Consider the following 14,883-nt stretch of genomic DNA (forward strand, 5'->3'; position numbering starts at 1 on the left):
CGGAGTTCGGCCGCTCCCTGCCCTCACCGCGTTCACCGCCCTCACTGCCCTCACCGCCCTCACCGTGCAAAACGGACTGAATATCCCAAACCCTGAGAATGTGTGATGTTCTACTCGGGGCATGAGTACCCACGACCCCTCAGGCCCTCAGCCGGAGGGGGGCGGCAAGCCCTCCTTCGACAAGCAGTCCCCGCAGCCGGGCGGCGGCACGCCGGAAGGCACGCCGTCGGACCCGTACGGAAACCCGCCGCCCGCCGACACCCCCCAGGACCGCCCCGGCGCGTACGGCGGCACGTACGGTGGCACGCCCCAGGACGCACCCGGTTACGGCCAGGCCCCGTACGGGCAGCAGACCTACGGCCGGCCGCCGTACGGACAGGACCCCTACGGCCAGAACCCGCCCGGCCACGACCCGAACGCCTACGGATCCCCCGGCGCCGGACCGGTGCCCGGGATGCCGCCGATCGGCAGCTGGCCCAACCGGATCCTCGCCCGGATCATCGACTACCTGCTCGTCCAGGTGGTCGGCGTGCTCCTCGTCCTGCCCTTCGCGAGCCTCGGCGACCGCTCCGGCGAGACCGGCGCGTTCTGGCTCGCCTGTGCCCTCTACCTCGTCTACGAGGGCCTCATGCTCGGCCGGGACGGCCAGACCCTCGGCAAGAAGGCGATGAAGGTCCGCGTCGCCATGCTCATCGACGGCAACTCGCCCACCCAGTCGGCCGCCTGGACCCGCGCCGCCGTCTACATCCTCCCCGCCGTGCTCTGCTGCGCCGTCCTGTGGTGGATCATCGACGGGCTCTTCGGCGTCTTCGACAAGCCCTACCGCCAGTGCATCCACGACAAGGCCGCGAAGACCGTGGTGGTCTCCACGGCCTGACCGGTGGAGCGGCGACGCCCGAACGGGACGCCCGGCGGCGGATCAGCGCTGCCGGGCGTACTCGTGCCCGGCCGGCGCCGGCACCCGGGCCGTCCGCCCGGACCTCGACGGCAGGGGCAGCAGCGCCACCAGCGTGCCGAGCGCCAGGGCGAACCCCACCAGCACCGCGACCTCCAGGACGCCCGAGGCGCCCGAGACGGCCAGCAGCGCCACGGTGGTGGCGACGACGGTGAACGTACCGAGGAACAGTTGGGCAGCGGACGGTCGCGGCATGGCGGGGTCCTTCGCACGTCGGGGGAAACGGGCGGTCGGGGGGATCTGGCCGGCGTGGTGGTGCAGGCCGCCAGGAGTCCTACCCGGAACAGGAGTTCGGTAAGTCCAGGCTAAGCCGGCGGCCCCGGGGCACGGGGGGCGCACGGGCTCACCCCGGGGTCGTCCGGGCCCCTCGGTACGGTGATCGGGACCGACCCTTCACTCTTCAGGGGGAACCGCCCGTGCCCATCCCCGCCGACTGGCCCACCACCGAGGCCGAGGCCCGCGCCGAACAGGAGCGCCTCCGGCCGCTCGTCCAGGCCCACGACGACCCGGACGCCGCCGCCGTACGGCTCGTCGCCGGCGTCGACGTCGCCTACGACGACGACCGGGACCTCGTCGTCGCGGCCGCCGTCCTCCTCGACGCCGACAGCCTCGACGTCGTCGAGCAGGCCACCGCCGCCGGGCGGATCCCCTTCCCGTACGTCCCCGGACTCCTCGCCTTCCGCGAGATCCCCGCCGTCCTCGACGCCCTCGCCGGCCTCACCCGCACCCCCGACCTCGTCGTCTGCGACGGCTACGGCCTCGCCCACCCCCGCCGCCTCGGCCTCGCCAGCCACCTCGGCGTCCTCACCGGCCTGCGCACCCTCGGCGTCGCCAAGACCCCGTTCACCTTCGACCACGACGCCCCCGACACCCCGCGCGGCTCCACCAGCCCCCTCACCGACCCCGCCACCGGCGAGGAGGTCGGCCGGGCCCTCCGCACCCAGCCCGGCGTCAAGCCCGTCTTCGTCTCCGTCGGCCACCGCATCGGCCTCGACGCCGCCGTCGCCACCACCCTCCACCTCGCCCGCCGCTACCGCCTCCCCGAAACCACCCGCCACGCCGACCACCTCTGCCGCGGAGCGCTGACGGCGGCGCAGGCGGCGTCAACGAACTGATGCCACAACGGGTTTGGTGCGGCGCACGTGTGTTAGACATGGCCTAGTCAAACGGACGTACCGGGGAGGCGCCGCCGATGGCCGCGGGCACTGGCACGGGAACAGGCACGGGCACGGGCACGGGGTCCAAAGGCGCCGCGGGGCGGGGCTACCGGGTCGAGGTCGAACAGCTCCGCGCCTTCGCCGCCCAAGTGCGGCTCCTCCTCACCGAGTTCCAGCACCGCGCCGACGGCACCACTACCCACGGCCAGAGCACCATCGGCCGCACCGCCCTCGGCACCTTCGCCGAGGCCACCGAACTCCACGGTCGCTACGACACCATGCGCGACGCGCTCCGCGACATCCTCAACCAGCTCCAACAGGCCGTCGACGAAGCCCAGAAGAAGGCCGAGCTCACCGCCACCACCTACGAGGAACACGAACGGCACACCGCGGGCACGCTCCAACTCGCCTCCGACGGCTGGTCCGTGGCCGCCCCCTCCGCCACCAGCCAGGCCGCCTACCAGCGGACCACCGCCCCGCCCGCCCACCACGGCGGCAAGTCCGACCGCTGACGAACGGAGGCGAATCGCCCGTGGCCTACACCGACTTCGGCACGTACAGCCACACCCAGCTGCGTGCCATGGTCCACGCCCTCAACCCCGGCGAGGTCATGGCCGCCGGCGACCCCTGGCGCCGCGCCGCCGACACCCTCAAGGCCATCCGCACCACCCTCACCCGCGCCAGCACCGAAGCCGCCACCACCTGGGAAGGCACCACCAGCGACGCCTTCCACACCCGCATGCTCCACCTCGCCGAGCGCATCAACCACGCCGCCGCCTACGCCAACGACGCGGCCAACACCCTCCACCACGTCGCCGACGCCATCGCCAAGGCGAAACGCGACATGCCCGAAGAGCCCGGCAACTGGGCCCAGTTCAAGGACGCCGTCACCACCTTCACCGACGACGACCCCACCCCGCTGGCCGCCCGCAAGAAAGCCGAAGCCGCCACCGTCATGCAGACCCTGGCCATGCACTACCGCACGGCAACCCCGATGCTGAAGGCGCCACAGGGCCTTCCCGGCCTGGGGAAGCTGGAGGAGGCTCGTGATGTCACGCCGCAGGACCAGTCTGTGGCAGCTGCCGTAGTGCTGCCCGGAACGGCCGTGGGTGCCTCACGGACATCTGAGCGGCCGGCGAGCAGTTCTGCTCCGCGACGACCGGGCAGGGTGGAGCGGTCAGCAGCCGGCGCCACGGCACCGAAGGTCGCTTCGGTGCCCACCGGCTTGGGGATCGAGGGAAGCGCGGTGCCTGGTCCCGTGGGGCCGGTGAGCGTTGGTCCGAGTACCGGCCTGGACGGGGCTTCCGTGCCGAATCCGGGACGGTTCGGGAGCGTTGCGGCGGCTGCCGTCGCGCAGCCACCGCCGAGTGCCGGCCCGACCCCTTTGGGCGCCTCCAACAGTCGGCAGCTGGGGAGTGGCTGGGTGGCGGGCATTTCCGGCGTGGTCCGGTCTGGAGAGTCGACGGGGCGAGGTGGGAGGGGCGCCGGAGGCGGGGTTGTCGGCGGAATCGCGCAGCCCGGGTCGAGATCCCGGGGCAAGCAGGCCTTCACCGAAGGCGGTTCAGGGCTGGGCACAAGGGGGCGGATGAGCGGCGTAGCAGGCCCTGCCGCCACGGGCGGAGTGGCACCGGGCGTGCCGCTTGGCGGCGGCCGGCGCGGGCGGAAGGACGGAGAGCGCGCGGGGAAGCGGCCCGACTACCTGATCGAGGATCCGGAAACGTGGGAAGCGGATAAAAGGGTCAATCCGAACGTGGTGGAATGAGCCCGTCCGCAGACGGACGGGTGATCTGACCGCGTCCCGCGGGCCGTGAACTGCGGGACGCCTCGTCGAGTGGGGTGACCGGGATTGACGAGCAGTCGGGCGGGGCGCGCGGCGGCGATCGTCGCCTCGGGTGCGTTGATCTGGGGAGCGTCCGTGCCGCCGGCATCGGCGGACCAGATCCGCGACAAGCAGTGGGCACTCGGGACGTTCGAGGCCGAGACGAAGGTCTGGCCCGTCAGCCAGGGCAAGGACGTGGTCGTCGGACTCGTCGACACCGGTGTGAATCAGGACCACCAGGACCTGACCGGGCAGGTCCTGCCGGGCGGAGACTTCACCGGGACGGAGACGGACGGCCGGGCCGACGGCGATGGGCACGGCACGGCCATGGCGAGTCTGATCGCGGGCCACGGGCACGGCAGGCTGGCCGGTGTCATGGGGCTGGCGCCGATGGCGAAGATCATGCCGGTCAAGGTCCGGATGAACGGTGAGACCCCCGACTACCAGCAGAACGAGCTTGCGGGGGCGATTCGGTTCGCGGTGGACCACGGCGCGAAGGTGGTCAACATGTCGGTCGGAGGCACGTCCCGGTTCGACTCGCAGACCCGACAGGCGGTGGCCTATGCGGTCTCCCGCGACGTCGTGCTGGTGGCGGCCACCGGAAATGGTGGCGCCGGCTTGGGCGGGGTGCAGTATCCGGCCGCATTCCCGGGCGTAGTGGCTGTTGCGGCCGTGGACTCCGCCGGCAGCGTGTGGGAGCGATCGACGCCGGGTGCAGAAACGACGATGGCGGCACCGGGGGTGGACATCTACCAGGCCTCGGCCAAGTCGACGTCGAGTTACGGGGTCGGGGACGGGACCTCCGCGGCCGCTGCTTACGTGTCCGCCACGGCTGCGCTCATCCGGTCCGCGGATCCCGGACTCTCCGCCGGGCAGGTGATCGATCGGATGATCAAGACGGCGTCCCGGCCCGTTGACGGTTCCGCCGTGCCGAATGACCGGTACGGCTATGGAATCGTGGCGCCGGCACGGGCATTGGCGGCGGACCCTCAAGTGGATGGTGGGCCCAGGGAGAATCCGCTGCTTTCCCGAGAGGAGTCACAGGGGGCGCCGCCTTCGGCGGCTGCGGATGAGCCGACCGACACCCCCGCGCCCGTCGTTCCCCGGGCCGCTGCGTCGGCTGGGTGGTACTGGGTCGTGTGGGGGCTCGTCGGGGGTGGGGTTCTGCTCGTCGGGGGGCTTGCCGGGTGGGTGTGGTGGCGGGTGCGGCGGGGGTAGGTGCCGTGGCGGCAATTCGGTGGGTGTTGGCGGCAATGGTGCTGGTCGGGGCTGTGTGCCGGGTTCCATGCTGGGGGCATGAGTGATTCGGGGAACACCGCCGCCATCGTGCCGGACGTCAAGGACTGGACCTGGGTGCTGGAGCGCGCCTGTCCGGAGTGCGGGCTGGAGACGCCGGCCGTCGTCCGGGAGGACGTCGCGGGCATGATCCGGGCGAACGCGGCGGGTTGGGTGGCGCTGCTGGGGGCGGACGGGGCCGCGGTGCGCCGGCGGCCGGCGCCGGGGGTGTGGTCGGCGCTGGAGTACGCGTGCCACGTGCGGGACGTGTTCCGGCTGTTCCACGTGCGGCTGGGGCTGATGCTGACGCAGGACGGGCCGCTGTTCGCCAACTGGGACCAGGACGAGACGGCCGTCGCCGAGCGGTACGGGGAGCAGAGCCCCGCCGTGGTGGCGGAGGAGCTGGTGGCGGCGGCCGAGGTGCTGGCGGCGGCGTTCGACGCGGTGGCGGGGGAGGAGCAGTGGCGGCGGACCGGGAGCCGGAGTGACGGGGCGCGGTTCACGGTGGAGTCGTTCTCTCGCTACCTGGTCCACGACCCGGTGCACCACCTGTTCGACGTGACCGGCGTGCGGCACGCGTAGTGCCTCACCAGCCGGAGGCCTCGCGGTGCATGGTGCGGCGGAGCCGGCCGGCCACGCTGGCGGTGTCGGTGCCGATGACGTCGGCGATCTCGGGCGCGGCGAGGCCGACGACGTAGTGGAGGATCGCCAGGTCGTCGTCGGCGGGGTGGCGCTGCGGGGTGGCGGGCACGGGTCGGCGCGTGTGTTCGGCGACGGTGCCGCGCAGGATCTGCCAGGCGTGTGCGGTGGGGTTGGCGGTGCCGAGCAACTCGCGCCAGTGGACGGCGATTTCGGCGAAGGCCTGTTGGACCGCGGTGGCCGCCTCGGTGCGGTCGGGGAGCCAGACCCGGGCGTAGCTGAGGTACCGCGGGCGGTGGAGTTCGCAGAAGGCGGCGAAGTCCACCGGCACGTCCGCGGGCAGGACGAGCGGAAGGTCGACGGCTAGGTCTGCGGGCAGGTCCGCGGGCGTGCGCGCGGAGGCGCCCGCGGGCACGCCCGTGGGCGCGTCGGCCGGTGCCCGGCCCGGTGGGCCGGCGGGTTCGCCGGGCCTCGGGGGCGGCTCGGCGGAGCTCGGGTGGCGGTTGGTCATCTCGGCTTCTCGGCAAGGGAGATGGGTGTCTGACGGTCGATCATCTGTGCTCACTCTACGGTAGGCCCTCGGTGCGCTGGGTGACCAATCGGATGGAATGCCCGGATCCCGCCGCCGCTCGGCCGGTTCCCGTGCCGGCGGGTGCGGCGCGGTGCGGGCGCGGCCGGTGCGGCGGCGGCGGGGGGATCGGCGGGAGGGTGGTGCGCAGTGCCGCTGGGGCGTGGGGGTGAGCGTGTCGAGGCTGGTCAGAGGTGTGCGGGGGCGTGCTGTCGGTGAGGTCGGCGTGGGTCGCGCGGCGGTTGATGTGCCACCGTAGGCCTTGTGGCGGCCTGCGTCCACGCCTACGGCGCGAAGGCGTGCGCGCGCAACCGCACGCACGACCGGGGCGCCCGATTCCCGGCGTCCGGGGGTGGTGCGGCCACGCCCCGGGGGCATGCTGCCCGGGGCGTGGAGAGGTTGACGGTCCGTCAGTGGTGCGGGCGGGCCTCCACGGGGGAGATGCGGTCGTCCGCGGCGGTGCTGCGTTCGGTCTGGGCGGGGAAGGTTTCGATGGCCCGTCGGCGGGCGAGCTGTGCGGCTGCCGCGGCGGCGGCTCCGGCGGCGCTCGCGGCGGCGGCGGTCGTGCCCGCGCTCTCCTCGCAGGGGTGGGTGGAGTGCGCGCCGGTGACGCGTCGTCGGCGGCCGAGGGCGGTGCGTGCGGCGTGCTCCTCGGCCGCCTGTCTCGCCGCCAGGTAGGCCTGGACGGCGGCCATGCCGTAGACGGGCTGGATGAGCTGGTGGCCCTTGAAGAAGGGTCTGGCGGGGGCGAAGCCGGCGGCGACGACGAGGTCGCGGATCTCCGCTATCTCGGCTTCGCTGCGGGCGGTGAAGCGGACCTCCCACCCCTTCTTGTACGTATGGCCCTGTTCGCCGCTGCGGCGGGCCGGGTCCGGGCGGCGGACGTATCCGGGCAGGCGGCCGAGGCGGAGTTGGGCCGCGCGGAGGCCTGCGGTCTCGTCACGTGACATGACGTAAGCCTAGGCAATCCGGCGGGCGGGAGTGACGCCTGGAGGGTGTCTCGCCGTATGCCTTTGGTCACCCTCGGTCAGACGACCTGGTCGGTGATCGTTTTCGATCAGATAGGACAAGCATATTGGCATCCATTACTCCGAAAGAGTGAGGGTATGGGGACTTTAGTGCGGGCTGGTCCCGGTTTCGCGACGGTTGGGTAACAGTGCGTCAGGCGGTGGCTCGCAGGTCCGGGCGGTTGGGGATGGTGTCGGCATGACCTACCGCATCCCCTCGCCGCCGCCGTCCCTGGAGGAGCTGGCGAAGCGTCAGCAGAACGTCGTCACCGCTAGCCAGCTGCGCGCCCGGGGCGTGCCGGCTCGTCTCATCACCGAGCACTGCCGCCGGGGCGGCCCCTGGCAGCGCGTCCTGCCCCGGGTGTACCTGCTGCAGGTCGGGGAGCCCACGCCGGAGCAGCGGATGTGGGCCGCGCTGCTGTACGCGGCGCAGAACGGCCGCGAGGAGGGCCGCCGCGAGGGCGCGGTGATCACCGGCACGGCGGCGCTCGCGCTGTACGGCTTCGCCGCCGTGCCGCGGCTGCCGGCCGTCACCGGGGTGGACGTCCTGGTGCCGCGCCAGCGCCGCCTGAAGGACGTCGGCGAGGTGCGGATCCGGCGCACCGAACGGGAGTTGGTGGCCCGCTCGGTGCACGGCCTGGCCTGTGCGCCGGTGGCCAGGGCGGTGGCCGACGCGCTGTGCGAGTGGACGGCGGACGGGATGGCCCCGGCGCCGGTCCGGGCGGTGCTGCGGGAGGCCGTGTCGCGGCCCGAGGGCCGGTGCACGGTGCGGGAGTTGGCGGCCGAACTGGCCGAGTCGGGGCTGACCTCCGAGCCGCGGGTGCGGGCGGCGCTGGACGAACTGCTGGCCGCCGAGCGGGAGTCGGTGCTGGACCGGCTCGGCGGGCTGGTGGACGAGTGGCTGCTGCCCGTCCCGCTGGCCGGCCCGGAGCTGCGGATGCGCGGCGGCACGTACATCGCCGTCCCGGACCTGTACTGGCCGGAGCGCGGCGTCGCGGTGGAGGTGGACTCGGACCTGCGCTGCGTCAGCGAGGGGGAGGCCGCGTGGGTGCGCGGGGGCCAGCACCGGATGGAGTACCTGGGGATCCGGGTGGTCTACGTCAGCGGGGCGCGCCTGGCCGCCGACCCGGAGGCCGTCGGCGGCGAGCTGCGCGAGGCCTTCCGGGAGGGCGGGACGGACGTGGTGGAACTGCTCCTCGCCTAGCTCCTCGCCTAGTGCCGTGGCACTGGCGGTGCCTCAGCGCACCACGGGAGCGCCCACCAGCTCGACCCCGGCCGCCCGGAGCTCCTCCAGTGCGGCGGCGGTGGTCCCCGCCGCGACCCCCGCGGTGAGCTCCAGCAGGACGCGGGTGGTGAAGCCGGCCCTGGCCGCGTCCAGCGCGGTGGCCCGGACGCAGTGGTCGGTGGCGATGCCGACCACGTCGACCTCGTCGACCTGGCGCTCGCGCAGCCACTCGACCGGCCCGCGCCCGTTCTCGTCCAGCCCCTCGAAGCCGCTGTACGCGGCCGAGTGGGCGCCCTTGTCGAACACCGCCTCGACCGCGCCGGAGATGACGGCGGGCGCGAAGTTGGGGTGGAAGCCCACGCCCTCGGTGCCGGCGACGCAGTGCACGGGCCAGCTGGTGACGTAGTCCGGCTCGGCGGAGAAGTGGTCGCCCGGGTCGATGTGGTGGTCGCGGGTGGCGAGGATGTGGTGGTAGCCGGCGGAGGACTCGGCGATCAGGTCGGTGATGGCGGCGGCCACCTCGGCGCCGCCGGCGACGGCCAGGCTGCCGCCCTCGCAGAAGTCGTTCTGCACGTCGACGACGATCAGTGCCCGGTGCATGGCTCGCATCCTCGAAATGTGGGGGGCGTCCGGTGGAAGCGGGTGCCCCGGTGGTGGGGGTCCCCGGGAGCGCCCGGCCCGCGGGCGGGTGAGCGCGCGCGGATCGTTCGCGGGGCGTACGCTCCGCCGTCCGGCTCGGCCGGTCGTCACGGTGTACGCGGGGAGTTCCCGGGGACTCCATGGGAACTCTACGGCTGACTCTAGGGAGTGGCGCGCGGAGGCGGAAGGCCCGTGGAGCCGTCCGCCACCCGCGCCCGGTGCTCAGAGGTGCAGTTCGGTCGGCAGGACCGGGTCGCCCTTGGAGAGCTGAGTGGCCGACAGCGGCAGCGCGGCCCGGGCGCGGACGTGCCGGTCGCGCGCGGCGCCGAGCGGTTCGCGGCCGACCGTCTCGCCGGCCAGGACGAGCGGCACCTGCGTCAGGTGCGGCTCCAGCTCGGCCGGGACGGGCCCGGTGCCGACCACCTCGGCCTCGGCCACGCCGTCCGCGTCGGGCCGACGGGCGGCCCACTTGCGGCCGCCGATGCTGGTCTTGCCGCCGGCCGCGCGCTTGGCGACGGGCACCAGCGGCCCGTCCGGGGTCTCGGCGCGGGCGACGAGCTTGTAGACCATGGCGCAGGTCGGGTGGCCGCTGCCGGTGACCAGGCTGGTGCCGACGCCGTACCCGTCGACGGGGGCGGCGGCGAGCGCGGCGATCGCGTACTCGTCGAGGTCGGAGGTGACGATGATCCGGGTGTTCTCGGCGCCGAGCTCGTCGAGCTGGCGGCGGACGCGGTGGGCGAGCAGGGTGAGGTCGCCGGAGTCGATCCGGACGGCGCCGAGTTCGGGCCCGGCCACCTCGACGGCGGTGCGGACGGCCTCGCGCAGGTCGTAGGTGTCGACCAGCAGGGTGGTGCCCTTGCCCATGGAGGCGATCTGGGCCTGGAAGGCGTCCCGCTCGCTGTCGTGGACGAGGGTGAAGGCGTGCGCGGCCGTGCCGGTGGTGGGGATGCCGTGGGTGAAGCCGGCCTCCAGGTCGGAGGTGGCGGCGAACCCGGCCACGTACGCGGCCCGGGCGGCGGAGACGGCGGCCCGCTCGTGGGCCCGGCGGGCGCCCATCTCGATGACCGGGCGGCCGGCGGCGGCGGCGGTCATCCGGGAGGCGGCGGCGGCGATCGCCGAGTCGTGGTTGAGGATCGAGAGGATGACGGTCTCCAGGATCACCGCCTCGGCGAAGGTGCCGGTGACGGTGAGCAGCGGCGAGCCGGGGAAGTAGACCTCGCCCTCGGGGTAGCCGTGGATGTCGCCGGTGAAGCGGTAGTCGGCGAGGTAGCGCAGGGTGTCGTCGTCGACGACGCCCTGGCCGGCGAGCCAGTCCAGCTGGGCGGGCGTGAAACGGAAGTCCTCGACCGCGTCGAGCACCCGGCCGGTGCCGGCCATCACCCCGTAGCGCCGCCCGTTCGGCAGCCGCCGGGTGAACACCTCGAAGACGGAGCGGCGGTGCGCGGCCCCGCTGCGCAGGGCGGCCTGCAGCATGGTGAGCTCGTAGCGGTCGGTGAACAGCGCGGTCGAGCCGGCCGCGCGCACTGAAGTGGCGTCCATGAGGATGATGCTACTACCACTTAGCGTCAGTTTGACGATTTCTCATGACCGGGCCGGGGCGAAATCGCCTGGGGGTCCCCCGGATGGCAGCATGGGCACTGGAAGCGCATGGACGTCGAGCGCGGGGAACGCGCAGCGAGGAGGACCCGGCGGTGAGTGTCGCGCCCGTGGAGATCGAGCGCCCGGAGGTCGAAGGACTGCCGGTGACGGAGCCCGACACCCCCTGGGTGACCATCGTGCACAACGACCCGGTCAACCTGATGAGCTACGTCCAGTACGTTTTCCAGGCCTACTTCGGGTACCCGAAGGACAAGGCGCGGAAGCTGATGATGGACGTCCACACCAAGGGCCGGGCGGTCGTCTCCAGCGGGTCCCGCGAGGAGATGGAGCGCGACGTCCAGGCGATGCACGGCTACGGCCTCTGGGCCACGCTGCAGCACGACTGACCTCAAGGGCTCCCGGCGGATCCCCGCTGTGCGGCCGGCGTGCGGCCGGCGTGCGGCCGATGTGCGAACGACGAGTGACGACGAAGACGGGCTGACCGATACAGATGGCTGGGTTGTTCGAGAGCACCGGTGGCGGGAGCGCGGCGATCGCGCTGGACGAGGTCGAGGCCTCCATCCTGCGCTCGCTGGAAGTGCAGATGCTGGAGCTGATCGGCCCCGGCCCGGGCGGGGAGGCCGCCGACCCGCTGGCGGCGCTGTTCGCCGAGGGGCCGACCGAGGCGCCCACCGATCCGGCGCTGGCCCGGCTCTTCCCGGACGCCTACGGGGATCCGGCGAAGCCGGCGGACGCGGAGGCCGAGGCGGCCGCCGCGGAGTTCCGCCGCTACACCGAGCTCGACCTGCGGGCCCGCAAGAGGGATGACGCGCTGTCCGTCGTCCGGTCGCTGGACGGCCTCGGCGGCGGTGGCGTGCTCAAGCTGCCCGCCCCGGACTGCCTGCGCTGGCTGGGCGCGCTCAACGACCTGCGGCTGACGCTGGGTGCCCGGCTGGAGGTGACCGAGGAGGACGAGCAGGGTCTCTACGACCTGCCGGACGGCGACGAGCGCAAGCCGCTGGTCATGGCGTACCTGTGGCTGGGCGCGCTCCAGGAGTCGCTGCTGGAGGCGATCGCGGACTGAGGCCCTTGCGCCGCCCCGGTCGTCCGCCTGCGGTCGATCGTGCCTGATCACGGGCGTGCCCCGGTTGATTTGTCCAGGATGTGGACGATCAGCCGGGGCATTCCCGTTCAAATCGGGCGAACCATACCAGGTCATGCTCAAATAACGCTCAGATGAACACCGCTCTCCGAACCCTGCGTGGTACGACTTCTCCACCCCACGAGACCCACCCAGGACGGTGCACCATGGCCGAGCAGCAGTACGACCAAGTGGTCGACGCCACACCGGACGAGGAGGGCTACGAGCGGGGACTCGGCAGCCGCCAGATCCAGATGATCGCGATCGGCGGCGCCATCGGCACCGGCCTGTTCCTCGGCGCCGGGACGGCGATCTCCAAGTCCGGCCCGAGCCTGATCCTCTCCTACGCCGTCGCCGGCGTGGTGATCTTCGCGATCATGCGGGCCCTCGGCGAACTGCTCACCTACCGCCCGGTGTCCGGCAGCTTCGCCGAGTACGCGCGCGAGTTCCTCGGCCCCTTCGCAGGCTACGTGACCGGCTGGACGTACTGGCTGTTCTGGGTCGTCACCGGCATGGCGGAGACCACCGCCGCCGCGGTGTACGTGAAGTTCTGGGCGCCCGGCTTCCCGCAGTGGGTCAGCGCCCTGTCCTTCCTCGTCATCCTCTACGCGGCCAACCTGATCTCGGTGAAGCTGTTCGGCGAGATCGAGTTCTGGTTCTCGATGGTCAAGGTCACCGCCATCATCGGCATGATCCTGATCGGCATCGGCGTGCTCACCCTCGGCTTCAGCAAGGCCGGTGACACCGCGTCGATCACCCACCTGTGGCAGGACGGCGGCTTCTTCCCCAAGGGCATCGGCGCCACCGTGATGACCCTGCAGATCGTCATGTTCGCCTACCTGGGCGTCGAACTCGTCGGCGTCACCGCGGGCGAGAGCGAGAACCCCGAGAAGACCCTGCCGCGCGCCATCAACACCCTGCCCTGGCGCATCGCGCTGTTCTACATCGGCGCCCTCGTGGTCATCCTCTCCCTCGTACCGTGGACCGAGTTCCAGCCCGGCGTCAGCCCGTTCGTCGCCGCCTTCGGCAAGATCGGCATCCCCGCCGCGGCCGGCATCATCAACTTCGTCGTGCTCACCGCCGCACTGTCCTCCTGCAACTCCGGCATGTACTCCACCGGCCGCATGCTGCGCGACCTCGCGCTGCGCGGACAGGCCCCCGGGCAGCTCACCAAACTCAACTCCCGCCGCACGCCGGCCTTCGCGATCACCCTGTCCTGCATCCTGATGGGCGCCGGCGTGGTGCTCAACTACCTCGTCCCGGCCCGGGCGTTCGAGTACATCACCTCCGTCGCCACGGTCTGCGGCCTGTGGACGTGGGCGATGATCCTGATCGCCCAGATCCGCTACCGCAAGGCCTGGCGGGCCGGCCACCTGCCGGCCCCCACCTTCAAGGCGCCCGGCGGCGCGTGGGTCAGCTGGGCCGCGCTCGCCTTCCTCGTCCTGGTCGTCATCCTGATCGGCTTCGACGAGGACAACCGGATCTCGCTGTACGTCTTCCCGGTCTGGGCCGTCGTGCTCGTGGTCGGCTACCAGGTGCTCAAGAGCCGCCGCCCCGAGGCCGTCCACGGCGTCGCGCACGACCACCTGCACGCCCCGGCCGGCGCCGACGAGACCCGCTGACCGCTCCCCGGACGCCCCGGCGGACAGCCGCCGGGGCGTGGCTATCCTGACCGCATGCTGACCATCACCCGAGAACTGCGCGACCGGATCGTCGCCCACGCCCGCGCCGACCACCCGGACGAGGCCTGCGGCGTGGTCGCCGGACCGGCCGGCAGCGGCCGTCCCGAGCGGTTCGTCCCGATGCTCAACGCCGCCCGCTCGCCCACCTTCTACGAGTTCGACTCGGGCGACCTGCTCAAGCTCTACCGCGAGATGGACGACCGCGACGAGGAACCCGTGATCGTCTACCACTCGCACACCGCGACCGAGGCCTACCCGTCGCGCACCGACGTGAGCTACGCCTCCGAGCCCTTCGCCCACTACGTCCTGGTCTCCACCGCCGAGGGCAACGGACCCGAGGACGCCTACCAGTTCCGCTCGTTCCGCATCGTGGACGGCGAGATCACAGAGGAAGACGTCCAGGTCGTCGAGGCCTACCCGGCCTGACCCGCACCCGCCCGGGCACGGCCCGCCGACCGTCACCGGACGGGCGGCGGGCCGCCGTCATCCCCGGCGAGTCTCACCAGAGGGAACGAAAACATCCGGATCCCGAGACGGACGTGTCGGAGCGGGGCCGGGAATCTATACGATGAGCCCATGCGTTCCGTCGATGTGAGCACCCAGGCCCCGGGCACCCGCCTCGTGGCGCGCCTGCACGTCGACCTGTGCCGGCTCGCCAGTGCGATCTGTCCCGGCACGCCCGCGCGCTCGCGCTGAGCCGCCCACGCCCCACCGGGCCCGCCGCCGCAGGCCGTGCCGCGCCCCGGAACCCGCCACCCCGCCGCGCCCGCTGCGGCCCACCCACCTCACGACTCGCACAGGAGCGCACCCATGGCCATCGAGGTCCGCATCCCGACCATCCTCCGCACCTACACCGACGGCGCCAAGGCCGTCGAGGGCACCGGCAGTAACCTCGGTGAGCTGTTCACCGACCTCGACGCCCGCCACCCGGGCATCGCCGCCCGCCTGCTGGAGGGCGGTGAGCTGCGCCGCTTCGTCAACGTCTACCTGAACGACGAGGACGTCCGCTTCCTGGAGGGCATCTCCACCGCCGTCGCCGACGGCGACAGCGTCACCATCCTGCCCGCCGTGGCCGGCGGCGCCCGCTGATCCCCGGGCCGGGGGGGGGGGGGCGCGGCGGCGCGCGGCGCGGCGGGCCCGCCCCCCCCCAGCCACCCCGCCCCCGCGCGCCGGCCGGGCTCAGACACAAACCGCCCCG

The 14,883-nt window shown here is 72.8% G+C and carries 18 protein-coding genes; 13 read left to right on the plus strand and 5 right to left on the minus strand.

The genetic code is table 11. From position 1 onward, the window contains the following. Positions 1–121 precede the first annotated feature (121 nt). On the plus strand, positions 122–877 hold the full coding sequence (locus tag ACFV4G_RS00120; RefSeq protein ID WP_380435126.1) for an RDD family protein: 756 nt from the start codon (positions 122–124) through the stop codon (positions 875–877). Between the two features lie 42 nt (positions 878–919). Here ACFV4G_RS00120 and ACFV4G_RS00125 read toward each other — a convergent pair whose 3' ends face one another. Continuing rightward, entirely contained in the window at positions 920–1,150 is a 231-nt protein-coding gene (locus ACFV4G_RS00125; RefSeq protein ID WP_380435127.1) for a hypothetical protein, read from the minus strand. Positions 1,151–1,371: 221 nt separating this feature from the next. Between ACFV4G_RS00125 and ACFV4G_RS00130 the strand changes: the two genes are divergently transcribed. From ACFV4G_RS00130 to ACFV4G_RS00150, 5 genes are all read left to right on the plus strand, one after another. Beyond that, positions 1,372–2,070 (plus strand): endonuclease V, encoded by a 699-nt coding sequence (locus ACFV4G_RS00130; protein WP_380435128.1) that lies wholly within the window; start codon positions 1,372–1,374, stop codon positions 2,068–2,070. Positions 2,071–2,147: 77 nt separating this feature from the next. Then, complete coding sequence (locus ACFV4G_RS00135) at positions 2,148–2,624, plus strand: hypothetical protein (protein WP_380435129.1); 477 nt, start codon at positions 2,148–2,150, stop codon at positions 2,622–2,624. Between the two features lie 20 nt (positions 2,625–2,644). Then, positions 2,645–3,874, plus strand: a complete 1,230-nt coding sequence (locus ACFV4G_RS00140) for a WXG100 family type VII secretion target (protein WP_380435130.1) — start codon at positions 2,645–2,647, stop codon at positions 3,872–3,874. Between the two features lie 84 nt (positions 3,875–3,958). Beyond that, a complete protein-coding gene (locus tag ACFV4G_RS00145) occupies positions 3,959–5,149 on the plus strand; it encodes a S8 family serine peptidase (protein WP_380435131.1) in 1,191 nt (396 codons plus the stop codon). A gap of 78 nt (positions 5,150–5,227) precedes the next feature. Continuing rightward, complete coding sequence (locus ACFV4G_RS00150; RefSeq protein WP_380435132.1) at positions 5,228–5,788, plus strand: DinB family protein; 561 nt, start codon at positions 5,228–5,230, stop codon at positions 5,786–5,788. 4 nt (positions 5,789–5,792) lie between these two features. On the opposite strand, the gene ACFV4G_RS00155 is transcribed toward ACFV4G_RS00150, so the two are convergent. Both ACFV4G_RS00155 and ACFV4G_RS00160 read right to left on the minus strand, forming a co-directional pair. Next, positions 5,793–6,356 carry an RNA polymerase sigma factor gene (locus ACFV4G_RS00155; RefSeq protein WP_380435133.1) on the minus strand — a complete coding sequence of 188 codons (564 nt, stop codon included), beginning with the start codon at positions 6,354–6,356 and terminating at the stop codon, positions 5,793–5,795. A 467-nt stretch (positions 6,357–6,823) separates the two neighbouring features. Then, entirely contained in the window at positions 6,824–7,363 is a 540-nt protein-coding gene (locus ACFV4G_RS00160; RefSeq protein WP_380435134.1) for a hypothetical protein, read from the minus strand. A gap of 256 nt (positions 7,364–7,619) precedes the next feature. Between ACFV4G_RS00160 and ACFV4G_RS00165 the strand changes: the two genes are divergently transcribed. Continuing rightward, positions 7,620–8,624: a hypothetical protein gene (locus tag ACFV4G_RS00165; protein ID WP_380435135.1), complete on the plus strand. Its 1,005-nt coding sequence runs from the start codon at positions 7,620–7,622 to the stop codon at positions 8,622–8,624. A 33-nt stretch (positions 8,625–8,657) separates the two neighbouring features. Here the strand turns inward: ACFV4G_RS00165 and ACFV4G_RS00170 are convergent, their stop codons facing one another. Together ACFV4G_RS00170 and ACFV4G_RS00175 are read right to left on the minus strand one after the other, a co-directional pair. Beyond that, positions 8,658–9,245: an isochorismatase family protein gene (locus ACFV4G_RS00170; protein WP_380435136.1), complete on the minus strand. Its 588-nt coding sequence runs from the start codon at positions 9,243–9,245 to the stop codon at positions 8,658–8,660. 261 nt (positions 9,246–9,506) lie between these two features. Next, the gene (locus ACFV4G_RS00175) at positions 9,507–10,823 is read right to left on the minus strand and encodes a nicotinate phosphoribosyltransferase (protein WP_380435137.1); all 1,317 of its coding nucleotides are present in this window, start codon (positions 10,821–10,823) and stop codon (positions 9,507–9,509) included. Positions 10,824–10,975: 152 nt separating this feature from the next. Between ACFV4G_RS00175 and clpS the strand changes: the two genes are divergently transcribed. From clpS to ACFV4G_RS00205, 6 genes are all read left to right on the plus strand, one after another. Next, positions 10,976–11,269 carry an ATP-dependent Clp protease adapter ClpS gene (clpS, locus tag ACFV4G_RS00180; protein WP_280680041.1) on the plus strand — a complete coding sequence of 98 codons (294 nt, stop codon included), beginning with the start codon at positions 10,976–10,978 and terminating at the stop codon, positions 11,267–11,269. A gap of 104 nt (positions 11,270–11,373) precedes the next feature. Continuing rightward, positions 11,374–11,946: a DUF2017 domain-containing protein gene (locus tag ACFV4G_RS00185; RefSeq protein ID WP_380435138.1), complete on the plus strand. Its 573-nt coding sequence runs from the start codon at positions 11,374–11,376 to the stop codon at positions 11,944–11,946. Positions 11,947–12,170: 224 nt separating this feature from the next. Further along, positions 12,171–13,625 (plus strand): amino acid permease, encoded by a 1,455-nt coding sequence (locus ACFV4G_RS00190; RefSeq protein WP_380435139.1) that lies wholly within the window; start codon positions 12,171–12,173, stop codon positions 13,623–13,625. Between the two features lie 54 nt (positions 13,626–13,679). Next, positions 13,680–14,111: a Mov34/MPN/PAD-1 family protein gene (locus ACFV4G_RS00195; protein ID WP_380435140.1), complete on the plus strand. Its 432-nt coding sequence runs from the start codon at positions 13,680–13,682 to the stop codon at positions 14,109–14,111. 150 nt (positions 14,112–14,261) lie between these two features. Further along, positions 14,262–14,381: a putative leader peptide gene (locus tag ACFV4G_RS00200; protein ID WP_327677307.1), complete on the plus strand. Its 120-nt coding sequence runs from the start codon at positions 14,262–14,264 to the stop codon at positions 14,379–14,381. Between the two features lie 114 nt (positions 14,382–14,495). Next, a complete protein-coding gene (locus ACFV4G_RS00205; RefSeq protein ID WP_218200404.1) occupies positions 14,496–14,774 on the plus strand; it encodes a MoaD/ThiS family protein in 279 nt (92 codons plus the stop codon). Positions 14,775–14,883 lie beyond the last annotated feature (109 nt).

It is taken from the genome of Kitasatospora sp. NPDC059747 (assembly GCF_042732955.1).
Classification (GTDB): Bacteria; Actinomycetota; Actinomycetes; order Streptomycetales; family Streptomycetaceae; genus Kitasatospora.

Bases quoted from the DNA above. Each gene is read 5' to 3' on its own strand.
- ACFV4G_RS00120 (WP_380435126.1), top strand. From the start codon at position 122: ATGAGTACCCACGACCCCTCAGGCCCTCAGCCGGAGGGGGGCGGCAAG.
- ACFV4G_RS00125 (WP_380435127.1), bottom strand. From the start codon at position 1,150: ATGCCGCGACCGTCCGCTGCCCAACTGTTCCTCGGTACGTTCACCGTC.
- ACFV4G_RS00135 (WP_380435129.1), top strand. From the start codon at position 2,148: ATGGCCGCGGGCACTGGCACGGGAACAGGCACGGGCACGGGCACGGGG.
- ACFV4G_RS00150 (WP_380435132.1), top strand. From the start codon at position 5,228: ATGAGTGATTCGGGGAACACCGCCGCCATCGTGCCGGACGTCAAGGAC.
- ACFV4G_RS00155 (WP_380435133.1), bottom strand. From the start codon at position 6,356: ATGACCAACCGCCACCCGAGCTCCGCCGAGCCGCCCCCGAGGCCCGGC.
- ACFV4G_RS00160 (WP_380435134.1), bottom strand. From the start codon at position 7,363: ATGTCACGTGACGAGACCGCAGGCCTCCGCGCGGCCCAACTCCGCCTC.
- ACFV4G_RS00165 (WP_380435135.1), top strand. From the start codon at position 7,620: ATGACCTACCGCATCCCCTCGCCGCCGCCGTCCCTGGAGGAGCTGGCG.
- ACFV4G_RS00170 (WP_380435136.1), bottom strand. From the start codon at position 9,245: ATGCACCGGGCACTGATCGTCGTCGACGTGCAGAACGACTTCTGCGAG.
- ACFV4G_RS00175 (WP_380435137.1), bottom strand. From the start codon at position 10,823: ATGGACGCCACTTCAGTGCGCGCGGCCGGCTCGACCGCGCTGTTCACC.
- ACFV4G_RS00185 (WP_380435138.1), top strand. From the start codon at position 11,374: ATGGCTGGGTTGTTCGAGAGCACCGGTGGCGGGAGCGCGGCGATCGCG.
- ACFV4G_RS00190 (WP_380435139.1), top strand. From the start codon at position 12,171: ATGGCCGAGCAGCAGTACGACCAAGTGGTCGACGCCACACCGGACGAG.
- ACFV4G_RS00195 (WP_380435140.1), top strand. From the start codon at position 13,680: ATGCTGACCATCACCCGAGAACTGCGCGACCGGATCGTCGCCCACGCC.
- ACFV4G_RS00200 (WP_327677307.1), top strand. From the start codon at position 14,262: ATGCGTTCCGTCGATGTGAGCACCCAGGCCCCGGGCACCCGCCTCGTG.
- ACFV4G_RS00205 (WP_218200404.1), top strand. From the start codon at position 14,496: ATGGCCATCGAGGTCCGCATCCCGACCATCCTCCGCACCTACACCGAC.